This is a genomic window from Streptomyces genisteinicus (genome assembly GCF_014489615.1).
Taxonomy (GTDB): domain Bacteria; phylum Actinomycetota; class Actinomycetes; order Streptomycetales; family Streptomycetaceae; genus Streptomyces; species Streptomyces genisteinicus.
This window is the reverse complement of the sequence record NZ_CP060825.1, coordinates 6,630,463-6,656,044: the sequence shown is the minus strand read 5'-3', so window position 1 is coordinate 6,656,044 and position 25,582 is coordinate 6,630,463. Positions and strand designations below refer to the sequence as shown.

At 74.0% G+C, this 25,582-nt stretch carries 21 protein-coding genes and 2 tRNA genes; 9 read left to right on the top strand and 14 right to left on the bottom strand.

Features of this window, described 5'->3' with window-relative positions:
* Positions 1-149 precede the first annotated feature (149 nt).
* Entirely contained in the window at positions 150-1,568 is a 1,419-nt protein-coding gene (locus IAG43_RS28645; protein ID WP_187743565.1) for a family 2B encapsulin nanocompartment shell protein, read from the bottom strand.
* A gap of 377 nt (positions 1,569-1,945) precedes the next feature.
* On the opposite strand from IAG43_RS28645, the gene IAG43_RS28640 reads away from it, so the two are divergent.
* Positions 1,946-2,479, top strand: coding sequence for a DUF7822 domain-containing protein (locus tag IAG43_RS28640; protein WP_187743564.1), 534 nt, complete (start codon positions 1,946-1,948; stop codon positions 2,477-2,479).
* 162 nt (positions 2,480-2,641) lie between these two features.
* Here IAG43_RS28640 and IAG43_RS28635 read toward each other — a convergent pair.
* Positions 2,642-2,715 (bottom strand) — tRNA-Pro (locus IAG43_RS28635).
* A gap of 144 nt (positions 2,716-2,859) precedes the next feature.
* Between IAG43_RS28635 and IAG43_RS28630 the strand changes: the two genes are divergently transcribed.
* Positions 2,860-3,393: a DUF309 domain-containing protein gene (locus IAG43_RS28630; protein WP_187743563.1), complete on the top strand. Its 534-nt coding sequence runs from the start codon at positions 2,860-2,862 to the stop codon at positions 3,391-3,393.
* Between the two features lie 79 nt (positions 3,394-3,472).
* Here IAG43_RS28630 and IAG43_RS28625 read toward each other — a convergent pair whose 3' ends face one another.
* Positions 3,473-3,838, bottom strand: a complete 366-nt coding sequence (locus IAG43_RS28625) for a DUF488 domain-containing protein (RefSeq protein ID WP_187743562.1) — start codon at positions 3,836-3,838, stop codon at positions 3,473-3,475.
* Positions 3,839-3,870: 32 nt separating this feature from the next.
* On the bottom strand, positions 3,871-4,482 hold the full coding sequence (locus tag IAG43_RS28620) for a TetR/AcrR family transcriptional regulator (RefSeq protein ID WP_187743561.1): 612 nt from the start codon (positions 4,480-4,482) through the stop codon (positions 3,871-3,873).
* 201 nt (positions 4,483-4,683) lie between these two features.
* Between IAG43_RS28620 and IAG43_RS28615 the strand changes: the two genes are divergently transcribed.
* Both IAG43_RS28615 and IAG43_RS28610 read left to right on the top strand, forming a co-directional pair.
* Positions 4,684-5,469, top strand: coding sequence for a phosphatase PAP2 family protein (locus IAG43_RS28615; protein ID WP_187743560.1), 786 nt, complete (start codon positions 4,684-4,686; stop codon positions 5,467-5,469).
* On the top strand, positions 5,466-6,581 hold the full coding sequence (locus tag IAG43_RS28610; RefSeq protein WP_187743559.1) for a DMT family transporter: 1,116 nt from the start codon (positions 5,466-5,468) through the stop codon (positions 6,579-6,581). The genes IAG43_RS28615 and IAG43_RS28610 overlap by 4 nt, the downstream gene beginning before the upstream one ends.
* Positions 6,582-6,769: 188 nt before the next feature.
* Here the strand turns inward: IAG43_RS28610 and IAG43_RS28605 are convergent, their stop codons facing one another.
* A complete protein-coding gene (locus tag IAG43_RS28605) occupies positions 6,770-7,567 on the bottom strand; it encodes a DeoR/GlpR family DNA-binding transcription regulator (RefSeq protein WP_187743558.1) in 798 nt (265 codons plus the stop codon).
* 533 nt (positions 7,568-8,100) lie between these two features.
* Here IAG43_RS28605 and IAG43_RS28600 point away from each other — a divergent pair.
* Together IAG43_RS28600 and IAG43_RS28595 are read left to right on the top strand one after the other, a co-directional pair.
* On the top strand, positions 8,101-8,967 hold the full coding sequence (locus IAG43_RS28600) for a class II fructose-bisphosphate aldolase (RefSeq protein WP_187743557.1): 867 nt from the start codon (positions 8,101-8,103) through the stop codon (positions 8,965-8,967).
* Between the two features lie 189 nt (positions 8,968-9,156).
* Complete coding sequence (locus tag IAG43_RS28595) at positions 9,157-11,625, top strand: SpoIIE family protein phosphatase (RefSeq protein WP_187743556.1); 2,469 nt, start codon at positions 9,157-9,159, stop codon at positions 11,623-11,625.
* Positions 11,626-11,747: 122 nt separating this feature from the next.
* On the opposite strand, the gene IAG43_RS28590 is transcribed toward IAG43_RS28595, so the two are convergent.
* Positions 11,748-13,802 (bottom strand): phosphocholine-specific phospholipase C, encoded by a 2,055-nt coding sequence (locus tag IAG43_RS28590; protein WP_187743555.1) that lies wholly within the window; start codon positions 13,800-13,802, stop codon positions 11,748-11,750.
* A gap of 255 nt (positions 13,803-14,057) precedes the next feature.
* On the opposite strand from IAG43_RS28590, the gene IAG43_RS28585 reads away from it, so the two are divergent.
* Positions 14,058-14,516, top strand: a complete 459-nt coding sequence (locus IAG43_RS28585; protein ID WP_187743554.1) for an SRPBCC family protein — start codon at positions 14,058-14,060, stop codon at positions 14,514-14,516.
* Positions 14,517-14,778: 262 nt separating this feature from the next.
* Here IAG43_RS28585 and katG read toward each other — a convergent pair whose 3' ends face one another.
* The 4 genes from katG to IAG43_RS28565 form a co-directional block, all read right to left on the bottom strand.
* On the bottom strand, positions 14,779-16,965 hold the full coding sequence (gene katG, locus IAG43_RS28580; RefSeq protein WP_187743553.1) for a catalase/peroxidase HPI: 2,187 nt from the start codon (positions 16,963-16,965) through the stop codon (positions 14,779-14,781).
* A gap of 246 nt (positions 16,966-17,211) precedes the next feature.
* Positions 17,212-18,630: a Re/Si-specific NAD(P)(+) transhydrogenase subunit beta gene (gene pntB / locus IAG43_RS28575; RefSeq protein WP_187743552.1), complete on the bottom strand. Its 1,419-nt coding sequence runs from the start codon at positions 18,628-18,630 to the stop codon at positions 17,212-17,214.
* Between the two features lies 1 nt (position 18,631).
* Entirely contained in the window at positions 18,632-20,158 is a 1,527-nt protein-coding gene (locus tag IAG43_RS28570) for a Re/Si-specific NAD(P)(+) transhydrogenase subunit alpha (protein ID WP_187743551.1), read from the bottom strand.
* 317 nt (positions 20,159-20,475) lie between these two features.
* Positions 20,476-20,549, bottom strand: a tRNA-Pro gene (locus tag IAG43_RS28565).
* 147 nt (positions 20,550-20,696) lie between these two features.
* Here IAG43_RS28565 and IAG43_RS28560 point away from each other — a divergent pair.
* A complete protein-coding gene (locus tag IAG43_RS28560) occupies positions 20,697-21,401 on the top strand; it encodes a thiamine pyrophosphate-dependent enzyme (RefSeq protein WP_187743550.1) in 705 nt (234 codons plus the stop codon).
* 137 nt (positions 21,402-21,538) lie between these two features.
* Positions 21,539-22,453 carry a transketolase family protein gene (locus tag IAG43_RS28555; protein ID WP_187743549.1) on the top strand — a complete coding sequence of 305 codons (915 nt, stop codon included), beginning with the start codon at positions 21,539-21,541 and terminating at the stop codon, positions 22,451-22,453.
* 81 nt (positions 22,454-22,534) lie between these two features.
* Here the strand turns inward: IAG43_RS28555 and IAG43_RS28550 are convergent, their stop codons facing one another.
* From IAG43_RS28550 to IAG43_RS28535, 4 genes are all read right to left on the bottom strand, one after another.
* Positions 22,535-22,903 carry an MmcQ/YjbR family DNA-binding protein gene (locus IAG43_RS28550; protein ID WP_187743548.1) on the bottom strand — a complete coding sequence of 123 codons (369 nt, stop codon included), beginning with the start codon at positions 22,901-22,903 and terminating at the stop codon, positions 22,535-22,537.
* Positions 22,904-23,041: 138 nt separating this feature from the next.
* Positions 23,042-23,845: a MerR family transcriptional regulator gene (locus IAG43_RS28545; protein WP_187743547.1), complete on the bottom strand. Its 804-nt coding sequence runs from the start codon at positions 23,843-23,845 to the stop codon at positions 23,042-23,044.
* Complete coding sequence (locus tag IAG43_RS28540) at positions 23,838-24,401, bottom strand: VOC family protein (RefSeq protein ID WP_246574602.1); 564 nt, start codon at positions 24,399-24,401, stop codon at positions 23,838-23,840. Before IAG43_RS28540 ends, IAG43_RS28545 begins: the two co-directional genes overlap by 8 nt.
* 134 nt (positions 24,402-24,535) lie before the next feature.
* Positions 24,536-25,198, bottom strand: coding sequence for a lysophospholipid acyltransferase family protein (locus tag IAG43_RS28535; RefSeq protein ID WP_187743545.1), 663 nt, complete (start codon positions 25,196-25,198; stop codon positions 24,536-24,538).
* Between the last annotated feature and the right edge of the window lie 384 nt (positions 25,199-25,582).

The following is a 25,582-nucleotide window of genomic DNA, read 5'->3' as shown; positions in this document are numbered from 1 at the left end:
GCTCGCCCGGGGCCCGGGCGGGCGCGGGCGGCACCTGTGGGACGGGAGGGGCGGGGTCGCCGCCCCCGGCGCCCGGTGCGCGGCCTGCGGGCCCGCGCGCGTCACCGGCATGCTGTCCCCGCGGCGGCCGTGCGGGGGCCTTCGCGGGGTCAGTCCCGCTTGCGGGCGATCTGCACGTTCTCCAGGACGCCGAGTGCATCGGGGACCAGGATGGCCGCGGAGTAGTAGGTGCTGACCAGGTACGAGATGATCGCCTGCTCGCTGATGCCCATGAACCGCACGGACAGTCCCGGCTCGTACTCCTCCGGCAGCCCGGTCTGGAAGAGGCCGATGACGCCCTGGTTGTCCTCGCCGGTACGCATGGCGAGGATGGAGCTGGTGTTCTCCTTGCTGATGGGGATCTTGTTGCACGGCAGGATGGGCACCCCGCGCCAGGCCGGGACCTGCTGGCCGCCGACGTCGACGTGGTCCGGGTACAGTCCGCGGGCGTTCAGCTCGCGGCCGATCGCCGCGATCGTCCGGGGGTGGGCCAGCATCATCCGGGTGCCGCGGCGGCGGCAGAGCAGCTCGTCGAGGTCGTCCGGGGTGGGCGGGCCGGAGTGGGGCTGGATGCGCTGCTTGAAGTCGGCGTTGTGGAGCAGGCCGAACTCGCGGTTGTTGAGGAGTTCGTGCTCCTGACGCTCCCTCAGTGCCTCGATGGTGAGGCGGAGTTGCTCCTCGGTCTGGTTGTGCGGGCCGTTGTACAGGTCGGCGACCCGGGTGTGGACGCGGAGGACGGTCTGCGCGACGGAGAGTTCGTACTCCCTCGGGCGGAGTTCGTAGTCCACGAAGGCGCTCGGCAGCACGGCCTCGCCGACGTGGCCGGCCGACATCGCGATCTCGGCCTCGCCGTGGTGGTTCTGCCGCTGCTGGGGCAGCGAGCTGAAGTTCTGGATGTGCTCCTGGAGGCTCGGCGCGTTGGACAGCACGGCGGCGAAGTCGGCGCGGGACAGCGTCAGGAGCGTGCCCGCGGTCTCGGCGGTGGCCGTGTAGTCCCAGGTGGCGTCGGTGTCCAGCAGGGCGTTCTCGCCGAACCGGTCGCCGTCGGCGCGGGTGGCGACGGCGACCTCGTCCCCGTACTTGCCGACCGCGGTCTGGCTGATGCGGCCGTGGGCGATCAGATGGATCTGGTCGGCAGGGGTGCCCCGTTCGACGAGGACCTCGCCGGCGCGGAACTCGCGCTGGGAGCAGCGGTCGGCGAGGGCGGTGAGCACCTCGACGTCCTCGAAGCCGCGCAGCAGGGCGAGTTCGCCGAGCTCGCGGGGGATCACGCGGACGTCCGAGCCGTCCTGGACGAACTCGATGCGGCCGTCGCCGACGGTGTAGCTCAGCCGGCGGTTCACCCGGTAGGAACCGCCCTTGGCCTCCACCCAGGGAAGCATCCGCAGCAGCCAGCGGGAGGTGATCTCCTGCATCTGGGGCGCGGACTTGGTCGTCGAGGCGAGGTTGCGGGCCGCGGCCGTACTCAGGCTCGACTGCTGCTGGGGCGGCTGCTCCGGCAGCACTTCCTGGCTGGTGTCAACTGTCATCGGACGAGGTCTCCTTCACGGGGGGTGGCCGGCGGGCACAGGGGTGCGCACCGACGGAAGAAAGAGGAAATGGTGGGCGGATTCGGGGAATTCGCCTTGATCCCGGGAAAACAGTAACGGCCGCCGAGCCCCCTCCACCGGCTGAGGCCGTCCGCATTACCTCAATGCGGTGATCTTGTTCAGCAGTCGGTTTATCCGCGCGATCCACGGGGTGGGGATGATCCGATCACCAGCCCGTCCCGCGGGGCCCGGGAGCGCGGCCGGGCCGGGCCGGACCCGCTCCGGGACAGGGACGGCGGCACAGCGGGCGGGCCGGCCGCGTACGGGCGAGCCCATCGGCCGCGGCCGTTGTCGGTCCCCTCTGTTAGCTTCCGATCATGGCGAACCGCTCATACCTCTACTCCGCCGACTCGATGCCGAGCGAGACGGAGATCCCCCGGCCGGTCCGGTGCGTGTCCGAGCACAACGGCGACGTACCGCTGGCGCACAAGCTCCTGGCGGGCCACGGGACGACGGTCGTCCCGTCGATGATCTGGAACCCTCCGGTCGGCATAGCCGCCGACTACGCCGAGGGGGCCGCTCTGCTGCTCGCCCTGCTGCGCGCGGTCGGCCGGGGCCTGGAAGGCGACGCCGAGTTCGCCGACTGCGTCGCCAGGACCACGGCCCACCTCGAGAAGCAGCGGGCGGCGCACGTCCTCCTGGAGACCGGGGAGATCGTCTCGATGACGGACGACGATCCGGTGGCGGGTGTGCGGCACCTGGCGTCGGCGGAGATCCCCGCGGTGGTCGCCGCGGCCGAGGCCGCGATCGCGGGCCGGAACGACGAGTGGCTGACCTCGGTCCGGGCCGACTGGCAGCGGCACTTCGCGTCGTTCTACGCCGACGCGCTCTACTTCACCTTCCCCGCCTGACCGGACTGCGCGCCGGGGGCGGGTGCTGCCCGGGCTCCGGGCTCCGGCTCCGGCTCCGGCTCCGGCTCCGGCTCCGGCTCCGGCTCCGGAAACGGAAACGGAAACGGCCGGAGGCCGTTTCAGATATCTCTGAAACGGCCTCCGGCTCACGACTCCTACGAGTCGGGACGACAGGATTTGAACCTGCGACCCCTTGACCCCCAGTCAAGTGCGCTACCAAGCTGCGCCACGTCCCGATGCCCGTGACCTGGGGTTTCCCCCTGGCCGAACGCGCAAGAGAACCATACAACACTCCACGGGAGCGCCGGACGGGGCGGCGTCGGCCGGGGCCGGGCCGGGGGCGGGACCGGGTCGGCGGTCCGCGGCGGGACAATGGGCGGATGGACGAGGTACGGGACGGCGGGCCGGGACGGGACCGCGACGCGGAGGGCAGGGCGCGCAGCGCCCGGCCGCGGGACGGTCTGGGGCGGCCGCTCCCGTACGGCGCGACGGGTGTCGAGCGCCAGCCGGAGGGAGTCCTGCGCAGCCCGGCGCAGTCACTGGCCGAGGCGCAGCGGCTGCTGGACGAGGGGAAGCCGTTCCACGCGCACGAGGTGTTCGAGGACGCGTGGAAGTCGGGGCCGGCGCCGGAGCGGGAGCTGTGGCGAGGGCTCGCCCAACTCGCCGTGGGCCTCACCCATGCCGCCCGGGGAAACGTGACGGGCGGTGCGCGGCTGCTGGTGCGCGGCGCCGGCCGCGTCGAGCCGTTCCCCGACCCGCACGGGATCGACGTGCGCGGGCTGGCCGCGTGGGCACGGGAGTTGGCGGGCCGCCTGACGGGGCCGGTGGACCCCGCGTCGGAGGCTCCGTCGCTGACGGGGCGTGCGGACCCCGGCCCGCCGCTGCGCCGCGGTTCCGGACGCCGGGACGACTGATCCCCGGCCCGGCACGGGTGGATCAGCGGCCGGCCGTCGGGTCGGTCATCGGCCGGCCGTCGGGCTGGTCGCCGGCCGGTCATCGGCCGAGGAGACGCAGCAGCACCGAGGTGTGGGCGGCGGCGGGGTCCTTCGCCGCCGTCAGCAGGGTCACGGGGCCCTCGGCCGCCAGGGCGCGCAGGCGGGACAGGGCCTGTGCCGCGGGCGGTTCGGCCAGCTCGGACTCGTAGCGCCGGCAGAACTCCTCGTACTCCCCCTCCGGTCCGTGGTACCAGCGGCGCAGTTCGGTCGAGGGGGTGAGGCTCTTGGGCCACTCGTCGACGCGCGCCCGCGCCTTCGCCAGCCCTCGCGGCCAGAGCCGGTCGACGAGCACGCGGGTGCCGTCGTCGGCGCGCGGCTCGTCGTAGACCCTGCGGACGTTCACCTGGCCGGCTGCTCGCTCCATGGGGACAGGTTCACAGAGGCCGGTGGCAGCGGCTACCGGGCGGGGCCGGCGATGCCGAGTGCGGGGAAGAGCACGGCTTCGACGAAGCCCGGGAGCCCGTCGGCGTCGCCGAGGCGGTCGTCGAAGAGCCGCTCGACGCGCAGCACCCCCATGAAGCAGGGCGCCACGTAGGCGATCGCCGGGTTGCCGGCGGCGAGCTCGCCGCGGTCGACGGCACGGCGCAGCATCGCGTCGAGGGCGGCCACCTCGGGGTCGATCACCGTCTCGCGCAGGGCGTCCCGCAGATCGGGGTGCTGGAGGTAGGCCTGCCCCACGGCCTCCATCAGGGCGGAGTCCCGGCTGCGGCGGTCGCAGGCGAGCCGTGCGGCCTCCCGCAGGTCGCCCGCGAGCGAGCCGGTGTCGATGCCGGTGAACAGCACGCAGCGCCGGGCGTCCAGGGCGGCGGTGACGAGCCGGGGCTTGGTCTTCCACTGCCGGTACAGCGTCGCCTTGCCGCACCGGGTGCGGGCGGCGACGCCTTCCATGGTCACGGCGTCGTACCCGCCCTCGCGGAGCAGGTCGAGCACGGCCGCGAAGAGTTCCTGCTCACGCTCCGGCGTGATCTTGCTGCGGCGGGCGGCTGACGTGGCGGCCTGCGTGGACATCGGTTCCTCTCCCTGTCGGGCGGTCCGTGACGGGGCGGTGGGCGCCCGTCGGCACGGGGTGACCGCACAGACGAGACTAGGGGCCGCACAATCGAGACGCAAACGTATCGAGACGTTTGCGTCTCGATGAATTCGGACCTAGGCTTCCTCCGTTTGCTGTCGATCCGCCGGCCGAGTTCCGGGTGACTGAGGGGCCGCGTCATGGCTGCCGGGAAACGTCCCGCGATACCGGGGACGGCCGCTGCCCACAGGCCGCCGCTGCTGCGCGAGCTCGCGCTGGTGACGGTGCTGTTCCTCGTCTACAAGCTCGGCCGCCTCCTCGCAGGCGGCCACGAGGCCCGCGCCTTCCACAACGCGGACGGCATATGGGCGGCCGAGCGCGCCCTGCGCCTCCCGGACGAGGGGATCGTGCAGCGCGCACTGCTGCACAGCGACACCCTCGTGCACGCGGCGAACACCTACTACGCCGTGGTGCACTTCCCCGCCACGATCGCCTTCCTCGTCTGGCTGTACGTGCGACGGCCCGCCCACTACCGCTGGGCCCGCCGGGCGCTCGCCGGGCTGACGGCCGCGGCACTGATGCTGCACCTGCTGATGCCCCTGGCGCCGCCGCGGATGCTCTCCGCCGCCGGACTCGTCGACACCGCCCAGGTCTACGGTCCGTCGGTGTACGGGGCGGTCCCGGAGGCCGACTCGATGGCGAACCAGTTCGCCGCGATGCCCTCGCTGCACGTCGGCTGGGCGCTGATGGTGGCCGTCGGCCTGATGGCCGCCACCCGCGGCAGGCTGCGGGCCCTGTGGCTGCTGCATCCGCTGCTCACCCTGTTCGTGGTGGTGGGGACCGCCAACCACTACTGGATCGACGCGGTCGTGGCCGCCCTCCTCCTCGGCGGGGTCCTGCTGCTGATGCGGGCGCCGCACTTCGGACCGCTGGCACGCGGATCGGGCGGACCCGCCGCGGCCGCCCCCGCCGGAGCGCTGCGATGAGCGGCCTCGTCGCCGCGGTCCTGCTCTCCCTGCTGTCGGCCGTCGGCTACGCGTTCGCCGCCGTGACGCAGTCCCGGCTTGCCGGGGCCGTCGCACGGGACGGCGGCGGGACCCGCTCACTGGCCGCCCAGCCGCTGTGGTGGTGGGCCGTGGGGCTCAACGGGGCGGGTGCGCTCGCCCATGTGGGCGCCCTGCACTACGGGCCGCTGACACTGGTCCAGCCGCTCGGCGCGCTGACTCTCGTGGCCGCACTCCCGCTGGCCGCCCGGCGCGACCGGCGCCGGGTCGTCCGGGCCGAGTGGCGCGGTGCGCTGTGCACCCTCGCCGGGCTGGTGGGCCTGATCTCGGTGACCGGGCCCGCCGCACCGGGCGACGCCCTGTCGGTGCACGAGTCGCTGTCGGTGGCGGCCGCCTGCGGCCTGCTGATCGCCGTGCTCGCACGCGGCCGGGGCCTCGGGCACGCCACCGCCTCCGGGGTCGCCTCGGGTGTGGCGTCGGCGCTGACGCAGACGGTGACCGCGTCCGTGGCCGGCGCGCTGCCGGGCGGAGCGGCGGTGTGGTGGCAGACCACGCTGGTCGCGGGGCTGGTGGCCGTCCTCTCCGTCGGCGGGCTGCTGCTCTCGCAGCGCGCCTACCGGAGCGGCCTGGCGGCCCCGCTGGCGCTCGTCAACCTCTCCAACCCGGCAGCGGCCGCCGTGATCGGCGTCGTGCTGCTGGGCGAGACGTTCCGGGCGGGCGGCTGGGGCTGGCTGGTCGCCGCCGCGTCGGCGGCACTGGCGGCCCGCGGGGTGGTCCTGCTGACCCGGGCGGTCCCGTCCGGGGCGGCCTCGCCGGGAGCGCCTGCACCCGCCGAACCGGCCGTGCGCGTGCCCGCGCCCGGACCGGAGGACCGGACGGCGGCAGGAGCGGTGGCGCCGGCAGCACCCGCGGCCGCCGCACCGGCCGTCCGCGCACCCGTGCCCGCGCGGGAAGGCGGGACGACGGCGCGGACGGCGGGCGTCACCGCCACCGGGACCGTGCCCGAGGCCGCGGCGCCGGGCAGACTGCTGGTCCTCCCGCCGCGCCCGCCCGCACCGGCGGACAGCACGCCCCCGGCAGCACTGACCGGCTGACCCGGGCGAACAGGCCGCCCCCGGACCGCGGCGCCGGGCACACTCCGGGCCCCCGCCGCGCCCGCCCGCACCGGCGGACAGCACACCCCCGGCAGCACTGACCGGCTGACCCGGGCGGACCCTCGTCGGCACCACGCCGACGGCACCGCCCCGCAGGGACGCGCCGATGGTCCCGCTCCCGGGGTGTCTCAGACCGCGACGACCTTGATGCCCGCCTCCGCGAGGCCCTCGGCGACGTCCGCGGGGACGGAGGAGTCGGTCACCACGACGTCGATGCTGTCCAGCCCGCAGATCCGGGCGAAGGCCCGCTTCCCCATCTTCGAGGAGTCCGTGACGAGGATGACGCGCTGGGCCCGCTCGGCGAAGAGGCGGCTGATGCTCGCCTCGTCCTCCTGATGGGTCATCACGCCGAGTTCGGGATCGATGCCGTCGACGCCGAGCACGGCGACGTCGAGGACGACCTCGTTGAGGACGCCGACGGTGAGGGGACCGACGAGTTCGTACGTCTGGGGGCGGGCGACCCCGCCCGTGACGACGATCTTGATCTGCGGGCGCACGGCGAGCTCGCCCGCGATGTTCAGGGCGTTGGTGACGACGGTGAGGACGGGCGCGTTCGCGTCGGGGGTGTCGCGCCGGGCGCTGCCCGCGCGCAGCGCGAGCGCGCGGGCGACCTCGGTGGTCGTGGTGCCTCCGTTGAGGCCCACGACCTCGCCCTCCCCGATGAGTTCGGCGACGGCCGAGGCGATCCGCTGCTTCTCCGAGGCGTGCCGGGACGACTTGTACCTCAGCGGCAGTTCGTAGGAGACGCCGTGCGCGATGGCGCCGCCGCGGGTGCGCACGAGCATCTGCTGGGCGGCGAGTTCGTCCAGGTCGCGGCGGATGGTGGCCGGGGAGACCTCCAGCGTGCCGGCGGCATCCTCGACGTCCACCCTGCCGTCGGCCGCGAGCAATTCCAGCAGCGCGTTCCACCGCTCGTGCTTGGACATGGCGGGACTCCTTCAGACCTCGGGCTGCGCACCGACACGGTAGGCGACGGCGCCCCATAGCCGGATCGAGGGTCCTCACCTTGCATGAATCTGATCGTAACCCGCCATACGTGTGCAGGTAACCGCATGAAGATGTCCCGATTCCCGGGAACAGTCCCATAACAACCGCTGGACCACGGCGTTGCTCTGCTGAATACTGCGCGAGACGAACACTGCTCGCAGTTGCTCGAAACAACCTCAGGATGTGCAGCTTCACGCAAACCAAGAGAACCGAAGGCGGTGGACGGCAGTGAGCGGGCGACTGCCCCCGCCGGCCTCGGCCCGAGCGGCGGCCCGGCGGCCCGGCGGAACGCTCCCCCGTCCACGGCGTGGACCTGGATGATGTTCGTCGCCGTCCCCGTCTCCCCTCCCCGCACGCCCCGCACGCCGCGCGCGCCGCGCACACCGAGACCGCCGGCCGCGGGCCGTCCCCGCCGGAGCGGACTCCGCCGTCCACCGAATCTTCCGATCGACCGTCCCCCTGGAGGAAACCGATGCCCCTCACGTCCACCGACTCCCTCGTCCGGGCCGCCGCCGAAGCGGGCACCGGCATCGGCGCGTTCAACGTGGTGCAGCTGGAGCACGCCGAGGCCATCGTGACCGGCGCGGAGGCGGCCGGGCTGCCGGTGATCGCGCAGATCAGCGAGAACACCGTGCGGTACCACGGCTCGCTCGCGCCGATCGGCCTGGCCACCCTGGCCCTGGCGCGCGCCGCGCACGTCCCGGTCGCCGTGCACCTCGACCACGCCGAGTCCGCCGAGCTGGTGCACGAGGCGGTCGCCCTGGGCTTCACCTCGGTGATGTTCGACGCGTCGACGCTGCCGTACGAGGAGAACGTGGCGGCCACCCGCAAGGTCACCGGCCACTGCCACGAGCACGGGGTGCACGTGGAGGCGGAGCTCGGCGAGATCGGCGGCAAGGACGGCGCCCACGCCCCCGGGGTGCGCACCGACCCCGAGGAGGCGCGCGCCTACACGGCGGCCACCGGGGTCGACGCGCTGGCCGTCGCCGTCGGCAGCTCGCACGCCATGGCGACCCGGGACGCGGCCCTCGACCACGACCTGATCGCCGCGCTGCGCCGGGCGGTGCCGGTGCCGCTGGTGCTGCACGGTTCCTCGGGAGTCGACGACGCCGGCCTGGTCCGGGCGGTCTCCGCCGGTATGCGGAAGATCAACATCTCGACGCATCTGAACCGGACCTTCACCGGCGCCGCCCGGTCGGCGCTGGCGGCCGACGAGGGGCTCTCCGACCCGCGCCGGTACCTGGGGCCCGCACGGGCGGCGATGGCGTCCGAGGTGGCCCGGCTGCTGACGGTCCTGCACGGCGGCGACCCGGCACACCCGCTCGGCCGCACCGTGTGACCGCCCCGGGCGCCGCCCCGGCCCGGTGCCGGAAGGCACCGGCGGACCGGTGTCCGCGGCGCGAGGGGCTGACGGCAGTCGCTCCACGCGGCATCATCGCCTTCTGATCCGCACTGGCTGCCGCCCCGCGGGAAGCGGCAGCATGGGGAGTGAGGCGACGCCTGTGCGCGCACGGAGGCGATACACACGGTGACCAGGCACGACTTTGCGTTCTGCGGGGCCGGGCTCGCCGCTGTCTACGTGCTCGCCGAGGGCGGCGGCGAACTGCGCCTGGCGGAGGTCGCGGGCACGGCAGGTGGGAAGTACGTGCTGCCGTCGACGGTCGCCGTCGACGGGCGCTCCCCCGCGGCGGACGCCTTCCGCGCGGCCCGGCCGCTGTGGCTGACTCCCGGGGAACTCGCCGCCCGGGACGCCGGACGCACCGGGGCGGGGAACGCTCCCGGGCCCTGGCCCGCCGCGTACTCCCTGGGCGCGCTGCCGCTGGGCGGCGGGACGACCGCGCTGGGGTGCCTGCTGGTGGCGGGGGACGTCGGCGCGGGCTTCGACGCCGACCGGCGCGGGCTGCTGGAGCTCTACGCGGACCAGGTGGCGGCCGGCCTGGAATCGGCTGCCGCCCGCCCGGCGGACCGGCCCGGAGCGCCGGTGCCCGGCCGCTCACTGGTCCCCCGGCACGGCGGCGCGTTCACCCTCGCCCTGGGCAGCGGCGCCCTGGTGGCCGACGAGCGGACACAGGCTCTGTTCGGGCTGTCCGCCCGGGACTTCGACGGGCGGGTGGAGTCCCTGCTGGCGTGCGCGGTGCCGGACGACGTGCCCGCGCTGATGCAGGTGCTGGAGCCCGGCCGGACGACGGCGGACGACGGGCAGCTCGCGTTCCGGGTCCGGTTGCCCGGCGGCGAGCTGCGCTGGCTCGGACTGCGCTGCCGGCTGCGGCACGGCCCCGACGGCACTCCGGAACGGCTGCTCGGCGTGGTGGCGGACGCCGCCTATCTGCGCCCGACCGCCGACGAGGTCGCGGTCGTACAGGACCTGGCGGCGAAACTGGCCGGTGCCACGACCGTGCGCGAGGTGAGCCGGCTGGTGGTGGCGGCCCTGCGGGGACCGCTGGACGCGAGCCGGATCGCGCTCGCGGAACTGAAGGCCGAACGGCTGTTCGTCACGGTCCTCGATCCGCCGGAGCATCACGCCTGGCCCCCCGCCTGGCAGTCGGAGTGGCGCTCGGAGTGGCCCGACGCCTCGTACCACGCCCTGCCGACGCTGCAGAACGCCATGCGCCACGGGCATCTGGGCCTGTGGCCGTCCGGCGCGGGTCTGGAGGAGAGCCTCGCCGGGATCGGGCCCGGCGGTCTGGCCGTGCTCCCGCTGCCGTCGGAGGGCCGGACCGTCGGCGTGTGCCTCGTGGGCTGGGACACCCCGCACACCTTCGCCCCGGAGGAACGCTCGCTCCTGACGGCCGCGGCCGGGCTGGTGGGGCAGGCGCTGACCCGGGCCCACGCCCTGGACGCCGGCCACGAGCTGGCGACGATGCTCCAGCGCAGTCTGCTGCCGCGCAAACTGCCGCCGCTGCCCGGCGGGGTGGCCGTCGCCCGCTACCTGCCCGCCACCCGGGGGCTGGAGGTGGGCGGCGACTGGTACGACGTGATCCCCCTCGGCGAAGGCCATGTCGCGCTCGTCATCGGCGACGTGCAGGGCCACAGCGCCGCGGCGGCGACCATCATGGGCCAGATGCGCACCGCGGTGCGAGCGTACGCCGTGGAGGGGCATCCGCCGGACGTGGTCGTCGCGCGGGCCAACCGGCTGCTGGTGGGCATGGAGACGGACCTCTTCGCCACCTGCCTCTACGCCGACCTGGACATGGAGGAGGGCGTCGCGCGCTTCGTCCGCGCGGGGCATCTGCCCCCGCTGCTGCGGCAGCCGGACGGTGCGACGCAGGCGCTGGAGGTGGAGGGCGGGCCGCCGCTGGGGGTGCTGGCGGACGCCCGGTTCCCGATGACGGAGGCCGGGCTGGTCCCCGGGACCCTGGTGGCGCTGCTCACGGACGGCCTGGTCGAGTCGTCGCAGCTCACCCTGGACGAGGGGATGCGCCGGGTCCGCGAGGTGGTGGCGGCGGCGGACCCCTCCGATCCGGGCCGCGTCGCGGACGAGATGCTCGGCACCGCCGACGGCCGCGACGACGACGTGGCCGTGCTGGTCCTGCGCTACGACGGCTCCCGGTCGCGGCCGCTGCGGACGCACTGGACGGTGTGGCGGCTGCCGGACGCGGTAATGCACGCCCGTCGGTTCACGGCCCGCACGCTGCGTTCCTGGGGTGTGCGCGAGGAGGCGGACGCGGCCCTGCTGGTGGTGTCCGAACTGGTCACCAACGCCATCGCGCACACCCGGGGCGAGGTGCGCCTCCATCTGGCGCTGTCGTCCGACCGGCTGCGGGTGGCGGTCAGTGACGCCTCCCCGCGCAGCCCGGTGAAGCCGCAGGTCGAATGGGACTCCACCGGCGGCCGGGGACTGCTGATCGTCGAGGCCACGACCTCGGCCTGGGGGGCGGTGCCGCTGAGCGGGGGCAAGCAGGTGTGGGCGGAGATCCCGGTGGACCGCGGGGAGCCGGTGGAGCCGGTGGACCGCGGGGAATCGGTGGACCGCGGGGAGCCCCCGGCGGTGCGGTGAGCAGGCGTCCTCCCGGGGTCCCGCCGTCCGCCCGGGGTCCCGGCGCGGCCGGTCGCGGTCCTCGTGGCGGGCGGGGACCCGCCCCGGCCCGTGGGTGAAAGGGAGCGGGGCGGGAGCGCGGGTCAGCCGGTGAGGATGCCGGGGTCGGAGAGCCCGGGGACGCCGGTCTCCACGTGGCCCGCGAGACGGCGCAGGAAGCCGGGGAGGCCGCTCGCGGTGACCGTGACGTCGTACCAGTTCCCCGAGGCGCGCAGGTCGAGGGTGTGGCGGACCGTCCCGCCTGCCGGGACGGCGAGCCGGCGGGTGGTGGAGCCGTAGGACTCGGCGACGGTGACCTCGGTCGCGGCCGCGGACGGGTTGGTGACGGTGAGGGCGAGAGAGCCGGTGGCCGCCTCGTGACGGGCCGTCACCTCGGGCGCGGAGGTCGTGCCCGGACCGCGGAACCGGCGCAGGAAGCCGTTGGGTCCGTGGACGGTGAGGTCGGTGGTGCCGTTCGACCAGCGGGTGTTCCAGGTGTCGGCGACCGACGCGCCGGCGGCGGCGGTGTAGGTCCAGGGGGCGTCGGTGCGGTTGGCGGCGGTGACGAGGAACTGGGCGCCGGCGCCGGGGCCGCCCGCGAAGGTGAGGCGGTAGGTGCCGGCCGCCGTGTCGGCGGCGCCGTCGACGTACGGGGCGTAGCGCAGCGGCCGGGTGGGCCGCCTGCCGGGCTCCTGGCGGGGCATGGAGCCGTTCGCCGGCGGGGTCGGCCGGAAGTCGGGGTGGCGTTCGCGGTCCGGCGGGACGTAGCCGTCGGTGGCCGGGAGTCCGGGCGTGCTGCCGGTGCGGGCGAAGTCGAAGGCCGAGGTGAGGTCGCCGCACACGGCGCGGCGCCAGGGCGAGATCTGGGGTTCGGGGACGCCGAAGCGGCGTTCCATGAAGCGGATGACGGAGGTGTGGTCGAACGTCTCCGAGCAGGAGTAGCCGCCGGTGCTCCAGGGGGAGACGACGAGCATGGGGACGCGGGGGCCGAGACCGTAGGGTCCGGCGGCGAAGCGGGCCGAGCCGGGGTAGGTGTCCAGGGCGGTGGGCACGGTGGACAGGCCCTGGGAGGCGTCGGCGGGCGCGTAGGGCGGGACGACGTGGTCGAAGAAGCCGTCGTTCTCGTCGTAGGTGACGAACAGGGCCGTACGGGCCCAGACGTCGGGGTCGGAGGTGAGCGCGTCGAGGACCTGGGCGATGTACCAGGCACCGTAGTTGGAGGGCCAGTTGGAGTGCTCGGAGTACGCCTCGGGCGCCGCGATCCAGGAGACGGCGGGCAGCCGCCCGGCCCGTACGTCGGCCCGCAGGACGTCGAACAGGCCGTCGCCCGCCGCGGCGTCGGTGCCGGTGCGGGCCTTGTCGTGCAGCGGGCTGCCGGGGAGGGCGGTGCGGTAGCTGTCGAAGTACAGCAGGGAGTTGTCGCCGTAGTTGCCGCGGTGGGCGTCCTCGATCCAGCCCCAGGACCCGGCGGCGTCCAGGCCGTCGCCGATGTCCTGGTACACCTTCCAGGAGACGCCGGCCGCCTCCAGGCGCTCGGGGTAGGTGGTCCAGCCGTAGCCGGCCTCGGCGTTGTCCAGGACGGGGCCGCCGCCGGTGCCGTCGTTGCCGGTGTGTCCGCTCCACAGGTAGTAGCGGTTGGGGTCGGTGGAGCCGATGACGGAGCAGTGGTAGGCGTCGCACACGGTGAACGCGTCGGCGAGCGCGTAGTGGAAGGGGATGTCGTCGCGTGTCAGGTACGCCATCGTGGTCGCGGTCTTGGCGGGCACCCACTGGTCGTAGCGTCCCCTGTTGAACGCCTTCTGGCCGCCGGCCCAGTCGTGGTTGAGCCCCTGGAGGAACTCCATCCCGAGGTCGTCGCCGGCCGGCCGGAAGGGAAGCGTCACCTTCCTGCCGTCGGACTGGTTCCACACGCTCCTGCCGCTGGGCAGGGTGACGGGCCGGGGGTCGCCGAAGCCGCGGACGCCTTTCAGGGCGCCGAAGTAGTGGTCGAAGGAACGGTTCTCCTGCATGAGGACGACGATGTGCTCGACGTCCTGGAGGGTGCCGGTGGACCCCTGCGCGGGTATCGACGCGGCCCGGGCGATGGACTCGGAGAGCACGCCGAGCGCGGTGGCGCCGCCTGCGAGCTGGAGGAAGCGGCGTCGGTTCAACGGTGTCATGGGGGTGGTCCTTCGCGGGTGGGGGGCGGTCGGCGAGGGGCACCCCGAGGACAGCGTGCGCGGGGCGCCTCCGGGCGAACACCTGGGGTCTGCCCTGCGCACACGGGGTGAATCCCCGGTACGCCGCGCGCGGTACGCCGGCCGCTCCGCGGGGGCGGGGGAGGCATCGGTGACCGGTGCCGGGGTACGCGCCCCTGCGTGCCGTCCGCGCGGCAGAGCTCCTGCCGCGGGACGGTCAGGAGAGGAGGCACGGCCATGAGCCTGGTGACCGAGACGATCGAGGTCGACGTCCCCGTGAGCACCGCCTACAACCAGTGGACGCAGTTCGAGGAGTTCCCGCGTTTCATGGAGGGCGTCGAGGAGGTCGTGCAGCTGGACGCCCGCCACAACCGCTGGACGATGGAACTGGGCGGCATCACACGGGAGTTCGACACCGAGATCATCGACCAGCTCGCCGACGAGCGCATCGCGTGGCACACCGTCCGCGGCGAGACGCAGCAGAAGGGGATGGTCAGCTTCCAGCGCCTGGACGAGGGCCGCACCCGGGTGGAGCTGGTGATGGACGTCGAGGCGAGGGACCTCGCGGAGAAGGCGGCGGCCGCGACGGGCCTGATCGAGCGGCGGGTGAAGGGCGACATGCGGCGCTTCAAGGAGTACGTCGAGGGGCGCGGCGGCGAGTCCGGCGGATGGCGCGGCCGGATCACCCCGGGGTGATCCGGCGGGCGCGGGGGCTCCGCGGGGTCCCGCGGAGCCCGGCGCCCGCGACGCGGGACAGCTCAGCGGCCCGCGCCCGCCCGTGCCGTCCGCGTCCGCGTCCACCGAGAACGGCTTGCGCCGGCCGGCCGCCGACCGGTCCGGGAATCCGCCGTCCGCTGCCGGGGGCGCGACCCGTGCACCGGTGGTCCGCCGTCCGGGCCGGGCGGCGGGCGCCGTCCCCGTCGGCGCCCGTCCCGACGGGAACGGCGGACCCCCTCGCTCAGGCGAGGTCGAACCGGTCGAGGTTCATCACCTTGTCCCAGGCGGCCACGAAGTCGCGGACGAAGCCCTCCTCCGCGTCCTGGCAGGCGTAGACCTCGGCGAGCGCGCGGAGCTGGGAGTGCGAGCCGAAGACGAGGTCCACGGCGGTCGCGGTCCACACGAGCTCGCCGGTGGCCCGGCTGCGCCCCTCGTAGACGTTCTCCGTGCCGGACACCTTCCACTCGGTGCCCTGGTCGAGCAGGTTGACGAAGAAGTCGTTGCCGAGCGTCCCGGGGCGCCGGGTGAAGACGCCGTGCGCGGTCTCCCCCGCGTTGGTCCCCAGCACCCGCATACCGCCGACCAGCACGGTCATCTCGGGTGCGCTGAGCGTCAGCAGGTTGGCGCGGTCGAGCAGCAGGGTCTCCGGCTCCAGCTTCTCGCCGGCGCGCAGGTAGTTGCGGAAGCCGTCCGCGCGCGGCTCCAGGACGGCGAACGACTCCACGTCGGTCTGCTCCTGCGAGGCGTCCGTCCGCCCCGGCGCGAACGGCACGGTGACGTCGTGGCCGGCGGCCTTCGCCGCGCGCTCGACGCCCGCGCAGCCGCCGAGCACGATCAGGTCGGCGAGCGAGATCCGCTTCCCGCCGGACTGCGCCGCGTCGAACTCCTGCTGGATCCGCTCGTAGGTGCGCAGCACCTCCGCGAGTCCCGGCAGGTCGTTGGACTCCCAGCCCCGCTGCGGGGCGAGCCGGATGCGGGCGCCGTTCGCGCCGCCCCGCTTGTCGGTGCCGCGGAAGCTGGCCGCCGAGGCCCAGGCGGTGGAGACGAGCTGGGAGACGGAGAGCCCCGAGTCGAGGATCGTGCGCTTGAGCGCGGCGACGTCGTCGTCCCCGACGGTCTCGTGGCCGGCGGCCGGCACGGGGTCCTGCCACGGCTGCGGCTCGGGCACCCACGGGCCGAGGTACCGCGCGAGCGGCCCCATGTCACGGTGGAGCAGCTTGTACCAGGCCCGGGCGAACGCGTCCGCGAGCTCGGCCGGGTTCTCGTGGAAGCGCTTGGCGATCGGGGCGTAGACCGGGTCCGCCTTCAGCGCGAGGTCGGTCGTCAGCATCATCGGGGCGTGGCTCCTGGACGGGTCGTGGGCGTCGGGCACCGTCCCCTGCGCCGAGGCGTCCGTGGGGGTCCACTGCTGTGCGCCGGCCGGACTGGTGGTCAGTTCCCAGTCGTAGCCGAAGAGGTTGTCCAGGTAGCCGTTGTCCCAGGCGGTGGGCGCCGTGGTCCAGGCGCCCTCCAGCCCGCTGGTGAGGGCGTCGGCGCCGACGCCGCTGCCGTGCGCGTTCTTCCAGCCGATCCCCTGCGCCTCGACGGGGCAGGCCTCCGGCTCCGGGCCGATGTACTGGGGGTCCACCGCGCCGTGGCACTTGCCGAAGGTGTGGCCGCCGATGATGAGGGCCGCGGTCTCCTCGTCGTTCATCGCCATCCGCCGGAACGTCTCGCGGATGTCGCGGGCGGCCGCGAGCGGGTCCGGGTTGCCGTTGGGGCCCTCCGGGTTCACGTAGATGAGGCCCATCTGCACGGCGCCCAGCGGCCCGGAGAGCTCCCGGTCGCCGCTGTAGCGCTCGTCGCCGAGCCAGGTGTCCTCGGGGCCCCAGAAGATCTCCTCGGGCTCCCAGATGTCCTCGCGCCCGAAACCGAATCCGAAGGTCTTGAACCCCATGGATTCCAGGGCGCAGTTGCCCGCGAAGACGAGAAGGTCGGCCCAGGAGATCTTCCGGCCGTATTTCTGCTTCACCGGCCAGAGCAGACGGCGCGCCTTGTCGAGGCTGGCATTGTCGGGCCAGCTGTTGAGCGGAGCGAATCGCTGGGCGCCGCTTCCGCCGCCGCCCCGGCCGTCCTCGATGCGGTACGTGCCCGCCGCGTGCCAGCTCATGCGGATGAAGAGCGGGCCGTAGTGGCCGTAGTCCGCGGGCCACCAGTCCTGCGAATCGGTCATGACCGCGAAGACGTCCCTCTTCAGGGCGTCGACGTCGAGATCCGCGAATTCCGCGGCGTAGGAGAAGTCGGCCGGCATCGGATTGGCCCGGGCCGAATGCTGGTGGAGGACCTGCAGGTCAAGCTGGTTGGGCCACCAGTCCTGATTGGTCTGGGGCCGGGTCGTCGCACGGGACGGGGCGGGGATTACCGGGTTCTCGCTCTCACTGCCGGGCACGTCCGTCCTTCTTCCTGTCTCGGTTTTCCTGCTGTTCTCGGCCGGTCCGGTCACGGTCCGCCTCGTTCGGCGCAGGGCGATCGGGCCTGTGTCGGCGTCCGTATGGTCGCGCACCGTGCGGGGCGCGGCCGTGAGAACACGCAGGGAATACCGCATCAGGGAATGCACGGGGCCTCCCGGCGGCGGGGAATTCGCTGGAATTCTCGTCCCCGTCGGGCCGGGAGGCCCTGTGCGTGACGGCGTCCGTCAGAGCGCGCCGACGATGTCCTCGACACGCGCCTTCGCGTCGCCGAAGAGCATCGAGGTGTTCTCACGGAAGAAGAGCGGGTTCTGCACGCCCGCGTATCCGGAGGCCATGGAGCGCTTGAAGACGATGACCTTGCCGGCCTCCCAGACGGTGAGCACCGGCATGCCGGCGATGGGGCTGGAGGGGTCCTCGGCCCCGGCCGGGTTGACCGTGTCGTTGGCGCCGATCACGAGGACGACGTCGGTCGCCGCGAAGTCGTCGTTGACCTCGTCCATCTCCAGGACGATGTCGTACGGCACCTTGGCCTCGGCGAGGAGCACGTTCATGTGGCCGGGGAGGCGGCCGGCGACCGGGTGGATGCCGAACCGCACGTCGACGCCCCTCGCACGCAGCTTCGAGGTGAGTTCGGCGACCGGGTACTGCGCCTGCGCCACGGCCATGCCGTAGCCCGGCGTGATGACCACGGACCGGGCCGAGCCGAGGAGTTCGGCGGCGCTCTCGGCGGTGATCTCGGTGTGCTCGCCGTAGTCGACGTCCGAGGAGGACGGCGCCTCGATCCCGAAGCCGCCGGCGATGACGGAGAGGAAGGAGCGGTTCATCGCCTTGCACATGATGTAGGACAGGTAGGCGCCGGACGAGCCGACGAGCGCGCCGGTCACGATCAGCAGGTCGTTGCCGAGCAGGAAGCCCGACGCGGCGGCGGCCCAGCCGGAGTAGCTGTTGAGCATGGAGACCACGACGGGCATGTCGCCGCCGCCGATGGAGGCCACCAGGTGCCAGCCCAGGGCGAGCGCGACGACGGTCACGGTGATCAGCAGCCACAGGTCCGGCGTGATCACGAACCACACCGTCAGGGCGATGAACAGGGCCAGTGCGCCGAGATTCAGAGCGTTCTTGCCCGGCAGCATCAGCGGCTTGGAGTCGATCTTCGCGGCGAGCTTGAGGTACGCCACGATGGAGCCGGTGAACGTCACCGCGCCGATGAACAGGCCGATGAAGACCTCGGCGTGGTGGATGCCGAGCGTACCGAGCGCGTCCAGGGCGCGGGCCTCGTGGCCGTCGGGGTCGTGCTCGACGTTGAGGTAGCCGTTCCAGCTGACCAGGACGGCGGCCAGACCGACGAAGGAGTGCAGCAGCGCGATCAGCTCGGGCATGCCGGTCATCTCGACGCCGCGGGCCCGCTGGAGGCCGATCAGCGCGCCGGTGAGCATCGCGGCGGCCATCAGGCCGAGGCCGGCGCCGCTGACGTCGCCGTCGATCGCGAGCACGACCGAGGCGACGAGCGCCACGCCCATGCCGAGCATGCCGAAGGCGTTGCCGAGCCGGGCCGATTCGTGCTTGGAGAGTCCTGCCAGCGCGAGGATGAACAGCAGCGCGGCAACGAGGTAGGCCGCCTGGGCGGCGATGGTCGCAGACATGTCAGCTCCGGTTGAACATGGCGAGCATGCGACGCGTCACCGCGAAGCCGCCGAAGACGTTGATACTGGCCAGGAGGATCGCCACGGCCGACAGCACCGTGACCGCCGTGCTCGTGTGGCCGATCTGCAGGACGGCGCCGACGACGATGATCCCGGAGATCGCGTTCGTCACCGACATCAGCGGTGTGTGCAGGGCGTGGTGGACGTGGCCGATCACGTAGTAGCCGATCACGATCGCCAGCACGAAGACCGTCACATGGGGCAGCAGCGCCGCCGGCGCGAACGCGGCGGCGAGGAACAGCGCGAGGGCGCCGAGGGCCACTCCGCCGAACCGCTGCTTCGCCGTCATCGGCGCCTTCACGGGCACCGGCTCCTTCGCGGGCGCCGCGGCCGCCGGGGCCGGGGCCGCCGACACCTGCACGGGCGGGGGCGGCCAGGCCGACTCGCCCTTGCGCACGACGGTGATCGAACGCTGCACCGGGTCGTCCCAGTCGAGGACGAGGCGGGCGTCCTTGTCCGGCGTCATCAGCTTCAGCAGGTTCACCAGGTTCGTGCCGTACATCTGGGAGGCCTGCGCCGGCAGCCGACCCGCCAGATCGGTGTACCCGATGATGGTCACGCCGTTCTCCGTGACGGTCCTCTCGCCCTTCACGGTGCCCTCGACGTTGCCGCCGTTCGCGGCCGCCATGTCGACGATCACCGAGCCGGGCTTCATGCTCGCCACCATCTCCGCGGTGATGAGCGTCGGCGCGGGGCGCCCCGGGATCAGCGCGGTGGTGACGACGATGTCGGCCTCGCGGCACTGGGCGGCGTACAGCTCGACCTCGCGCGCCTTGTAGTCGTCGCCCATCTCCTTGGCGTAGCCGGTCGCGGAGACCTCGACCTCGGGGGACTCGATGGACAGGTACTCGCCGCCCAGGGAGCGGACCTGGTCGGCCACCTCGGGCCGCGGGTCGGTGGCCCGCACGATCGCGCCGAGCGAGCCGGCCGCGCCGATCGCCGCGAGACCGGCGACGCCGGCGCCCGCGACGAGGACCGTGGCCGGGGGCACCTTGCCGGCGGCCGTCACCTGGCCGGTGAAGAAGCGCCCGAACTCGTGCGCCGCCTCGATGACGGCCCGGTAGCCGGCGATGTTGGCCATGGACGAGAGCACGTCCATGGACTGCGCGCGGCTGATGCGCGGCACGGCGTCCATGGACAGCGCGGTGAACGGGCGGCGGCCCAGTTCCTCGACCATCGCCGGGTCGAAGGCCGGCGCGAACAGCGCGATCACCGTGGCCTCCGGCCGCACCCGGTCCAGCTGCGACGCGGCGGGGGCGTTGACCCCGAGCACCACGTCCGCGGCGGCCGCGTCCCCGATGGTGGCACCGGCCGTCTCGTAGGCGCTGTCGGTGAAGCCTGCCGCGACGCCCGCACCCGGGTCCACGACGACCTCGTAGCCCAGTTTGCGGATCTGTCCGACCGTGGCCGGTGTGGCCGACGCCCGGCTCTCACCTGGCCTCGCCTCTTTGAGGACTCCGACGATCACAAGCGTTCTCCGTTCGCGTTGCGGCCCAGGACGGCGTTCTTGCACCCGATCAGATGGCGCGCCCGCCACGGCCCCGGGCGCAACGATCAGCTTGGCGGCCGGGGGCTCGCCTTGAACAGCACCTACCAGTGAGGTTCACGCAACACTCGAAGGGACTGGAATCCGCGCGCCGCAGCGGTTCCGGGCCGGGGCGGAAGGCGGCCGGGCAGGCCGTCACGGCCCGCGGAGAGGAGACGTCGTACGGAGAACGACCGAGGGGCCGCTCCGGATTTCTCCGAAGCGGCCCCTCGACCTGCGACGACGAGGCGAACCTCTCGTCGGGACGACAGGATTTGAACCTGCGACCCCTTGACCCCCAGTCAAGTGCGCTACCAAGCTGCGCCACGTCCCGATGCCCGTGACCTGGGGTTTCCCCCTGGCCGAACGCGCATGAGAACAATACCGCACTCTCACCCGTGGTCACGAACACGTTTGGCGCGTCCAGACCCGGCGTCCGGCGCTTGACCTCAAGTCCACTTGAGATTGCAGCGTGGTGTCCATGACCACCACAGAGCTCACGCCCGCCGCCGCCCGTCGCGACCTCCGGCGCCTGATGGCCCTGATGACCGGGGCCGAGAAGCACGGCCCCGCCGCCACCTCCACGCTCGACGCCCTCTGGGTGCTCTACGACCGGGTCCTGCGGGTGACCCCGGAGACCGCCGAGGCCCCCGGCCGGGACCGGTTCCTGCTGTCGAAGGGGCACGGTCCGATGGCGTACTACGCGGTGCTCGCCGCCAAGGGCTTCGTCCCCGAGGAGTGGCTGCCCGGCTTCGGCTCCTACGCCTCACCGCTCGGCCACCACCCGGACCGCACCCTGGTGCCGGGCGTCGAGATCGGCAGCGGATCGCTCGGGCACGGGCTGCCGCTCGCCGTCGGCACGGCGCTGGGGCTGCGGGCCCAGGGCCTGACCGACCCGCGGGTGTGGGTGCTCGTCGGCGACGCCGAGCTCGACGAGGGCAGCAACCACGAGGCCATCGCCTTCGCCGGCGGCACGGGCCTCGACACCCTGCACGTCCTGGTCGTCGACAACTCGTCGGCGAGCCACGCGAGGCCCGGCGGCATCGCCGCCCGGTTCGAGGCGGCCGGCTGGTCCGTGGAGACCGTCGACGGGCGCGACCACGCCGCCCTGCACGCCGCGTACACCGCTCCCCACCCGGGGCGTCCGCTGGCGGTCGTCGCCCGCGTCGAGCCCAAGAACGCCTGACCGCACCCCGCCTCCGACCACCACCCGCGCCGCAGCGCGGCACACGCCGGAGCGCCCGGCCGCCACCCGCACCGCACCACCCGGCCGAGCCGGCCGAACCGAACCGAACCGAACCGAACCGACGGGAGCGTCGCACGATGGACACGATGCGAGACCGATTCATCTCCACCACCACCCGCCTCCTGGACGAGGACCCCAGGCTGGCCCTCGTCCTCGCCGAGATCAGCCGGGACGGGTTCGCCCCCGCGCTGGAACGCCATCCGGACCGCGCGATCAACGTCGGCATCCGGGAGCAGCTGCTGATCGGCACGGGCGCGGGCCTCGCGCTGACCGGGATACGGCCGATCGTGCACACCTTCTCCGCCTTCCTCGTCGAGCGCCCCTTCGAGCAGGTGAAGCTCGACCTCGGGCACCAGGGAGCGGGGGCGGTACTGGTCGGCGCGGGCGCCTCCTACGACTGGCCGGCGGGCGGCTTCACGCACATGGCGCCCGGGGACGTCGCCCTGCTGGACACCCTGGACGGCTGGACCGTCCACGTCCCGGGACACCCCGACGAGGCGGAGGCGCTGCTGCGGAGCGCCTCCGCCGGGGACGACCGGGTGTACCTCCGGCTGTCCCTCCAGTCGAACGCCGCCGCCCGGCCGTCCGCGGCGGCGGGCGCGGGCTTCACGACCGTCCGCGAGGGGGCCCGGGGGCCGGTCGTCGTCGCGGTGGGTCCCGTCCTGGACGACGTCCTGGCGGCGACGGAGGGTCTGGACGCCACCGTCCTGTACGCCGCGACGGTGCGCCCCTTCGACGCACGCGGACTGCGGGCCGCGGTCGGCGACGGCGGCCGGGCCGCGGACGTGGTGCTCGTGGAGCCGTACCTGGCCGGGACCTCGACCGCCGCGGCGAACGACGCGCTGTCCGACGTGCCGCACCGGGTCCTGGGGCTCGGGGTGGCCCGGCGCGAACTGCGCCGGTACGGGCGGATGGAGGAGCACATCGCGGCCCACGGCCTGGACGCCCGCTCGCTGCGGTCGAGCATCACGGCCTTCGCCCGGCCGAGTTGACCGGCCCGGTGGCCCCGGGAGGCGGCACCGGGCCGGGTCCGCCTCCCGGGGCCGTCCCGCGCGCCGGGGCCCCGCGGCGCCTCACCCGTCGTCCCGCACCCCCAGTTCCGGGTGCGCGGCGCGGAGGCGGGCCGGGGCGGCCTGACGCCACGAGTCCTCCAGGACGGCGCGGAGTTCGGCCTCGTCGTCCAGGGCGGCGAGATTGACGCGCAGCCAGGCGTAGTTGTCGTCGTGCCCTTCGCGGAGGAAGAACTTGCCGGGCTCGGAGGCGATCAGCGCGGCACGGTCCTCGCGGGGGCACTTGACGCCCATGACGCGGTCCTCGTCGTCGAGGGAGGCGAAGATCCGGCCGCGTGCCTCCAGCCGGAAGGTGGGCATGCCCCAGGCGATCTTCTCCTGGGCGTGCGGCAGCGAGAGCGCGATCCTGCGGACGTCGTCGGCGGTGACCATGGGGCGACGGTAGTGCGCGGCGCCGGCGAGCGCGCGTGACGCGCGCCGGTGCGGCGCGGCACGGCTCCCGGGGAGCGGCCGTCCGCGCCGGACGGATGCCCGGCGCCCCGCCCGCCCGACGGCCCGGCGTGTCTCGCGCTACCGCCACTCCGCGGTGTCGGGGTCGATGCCGTGGGCGCGTGCGCTCGCGTCCACGAGGCGGCGGAACCAGCCGGCGAGGCCGGGGCGGACGCCGTCGTAGTGGGCGGCGAAGCCCGGATCGTCCTCGTACATGCGGCCGAGACAGACCTGCATCTCCCGGGTGAGGGGGAAGTACGCGGAGAAGACCTCCCGGTGCCGCTCGACCAGTCGCTCCGCCTCCGGGCCGCCGGGCTCCACCCCGGCGTCCATCGCCTCCCCGAGCGCGTGGTCGAGGCGGGCCGCCCGGTCGGCCACGGCCTGCCACTCCTTCGGGCCGCGGGTGGCCGCGCGCTCGGCGTACTGCCGCCACTGCTCCGTGTCGCCGTAGAGCCGACGGGCCTTCACGGGCCCCTCCGGGTCCCAGTCGGGACCGAAGATCTGCGCCTGCTGCTCGGCGGTCAGCAGCATCCCGCGCTCCTGTGCCTCGATCATCCGGTCCAGTCCGGTGCCGAGCCGCCGGAGGCGTTCGATCCGCTCGGTGATCTCGGCGCGCTGTGCCCGGAGGGCCGCGGGGACGTCCGCGGTCGCGTCGTCCAGCACGGCCCGGATCGACTCCAGGTCGAGTCCGAGCTCGCGGTAGACGACGACGCGGTGCAGCCGCACGGTGTCGGCCGCGGTGTAGAGGCGGTATCCGGCGGCCGTGCGCAGCGACGGACGGGCGAGGCCGATCCCGTCCCAGTGGTGCAGGGTGCGGACCGTCACTCCCAGCAGCTTCGCGGCCCGGCCGACGGTCAGGCCGCCGGAGTCGGAGGTGTCAGGCATGTTCCGCATTGTCGCCGGGGGTGTCGGGTGTGCCCGGTCCGCCGGGGGTGTCGTCCGGTCCGGTGATGCCGATGGCCGCCAGGTTCCGTGCCTCCTGACCGGCCGGGTCGAAGGGCTTCGCCGCGGTGAGGACGATCCGCGCCTTCTCGGGGGTGATCACGGTGACGTCCCGGGTGTTCCAGTACGTGTCGCGGGGGCCCTCGACACAGTCCGGGCGCAGGGCACGGCACGACTCCACGAGGGAGTCGACCTGGTCGAGCACGCAGGCGATGCTGAGACTCATCGCCGGGGCCTCGTCCAGCACACCGGGCGCCGCGACGAGGAGCACGTCCTGGAACGCCCAGCGGCGCAGGTGCACCAGCGTGCCGGGGATGGCGAACAGCTCGAAGAACCCGAGTCCGCGCACCCAGAACTCCGCCGAGGCCGCGAGGTCGTCCGTGGGGATCGTCACGAAGGCGGGCATGCCGTAGATGCCGTGGAACGGCTCCGGCGGCACGGCGTCCGGACCGGGGGCGGGGACGGGACTGATCTCGAACGCGTTGTAGTGGTCGCTCATGCACGCCACCCTCCGGCCTCACGCGGCGTGAGGGTCAAGCCCGGCGCTCAGTCGCCTCGCACGCCGGGGCGCTCCGCGTCCCGGCGGCCGGCGCCGGGACGCGGGGTGCGCATCCCCCGGCTGGAGCGGGGCTGCTACGCGGCGAGGGCCGCGGGCTCGTCGAGGTGAGCCGCCGCGGTGCGCCAGGCCCGGGTGACGGCGGTACGGGCCAGGACGGTGCGTGCCGCGCTGTCGCCGGTGGGCCGGATCGGGGCGCCGACGTGGACGTGGAGGCCGGGACGGCGCAGCGGTGCCGTGGCCAGGCCCGCGAGCTGCTTCACGGTGCCGCCCGAGGTGACGCGGCGGGCGCCGGCCTGGCCGACCGGGACCACGGGCGCGCCGGTGCGCTCCGCGAGCCGGGCGAGACCGGTCCGGAAGTCGCCGGGGGGCGCTTCCGCGGCATCCCTGCGGCGGGGCAGTCCGCCCTCGGCGTAGATGAGCAGGTGCCGCCCCTCTCCGAGGGCGCGGGCGGCCAGGTCGAGGGCGGCCGCCGCACGCCGGTCGCCGCGGTGCACGGGGATGTGGCCTTCGCGGGTGAGGCAGCGCCCGAGGACGGGCACCCGCCACAGGCCGGCGGTGGCCATGACGACCGGTTCGACGCCGAGGCGGTGCAGGGCGGCGACCACGACGGCGGGGTCGGCGAGCGAGGTGTGGTTGGCGGCGAAGATGCTCCCCGGTGCCAGGTCGAGGCCGGGGTGGGTGGTGACCGAGAGTCGGCCGAAGGCGGGAACCAGGATGTCGGCGAGGCGGCTGAGCACGGGACGGTCTCCAGAGGTCGGCGGTGCTGGCCTTCATCCTCGGCGGCCGGGCGCGGCCCGGCCTGAGGTCGCGTACTCATCTCCGTGACGTCGCCGTACCCGGGTCCCGGTACGGCGACGTCACATCCCGGTACGGGAGCGGACCCGGGGCACGTCCCGGTACGGGAGCGGACCTCGGCGCGCCCGTGGAGGCGTGCCCGTGCAGGCGTGCCCGTGCAGGCATGCCCGTGCAGGCATGCCCGTGCAGGCATGCCCGTGCAGGCATGCCCGTGGAGGCGTACCCGTGCAGGCATGCCCGTGCAGGCATGCCGGCGCGGGCACGCCTCTGCCGGCACGCCCCTGCCGGCGCGGACCACCCCCGCCGTGCCGGGGCGGCCCCCGCCC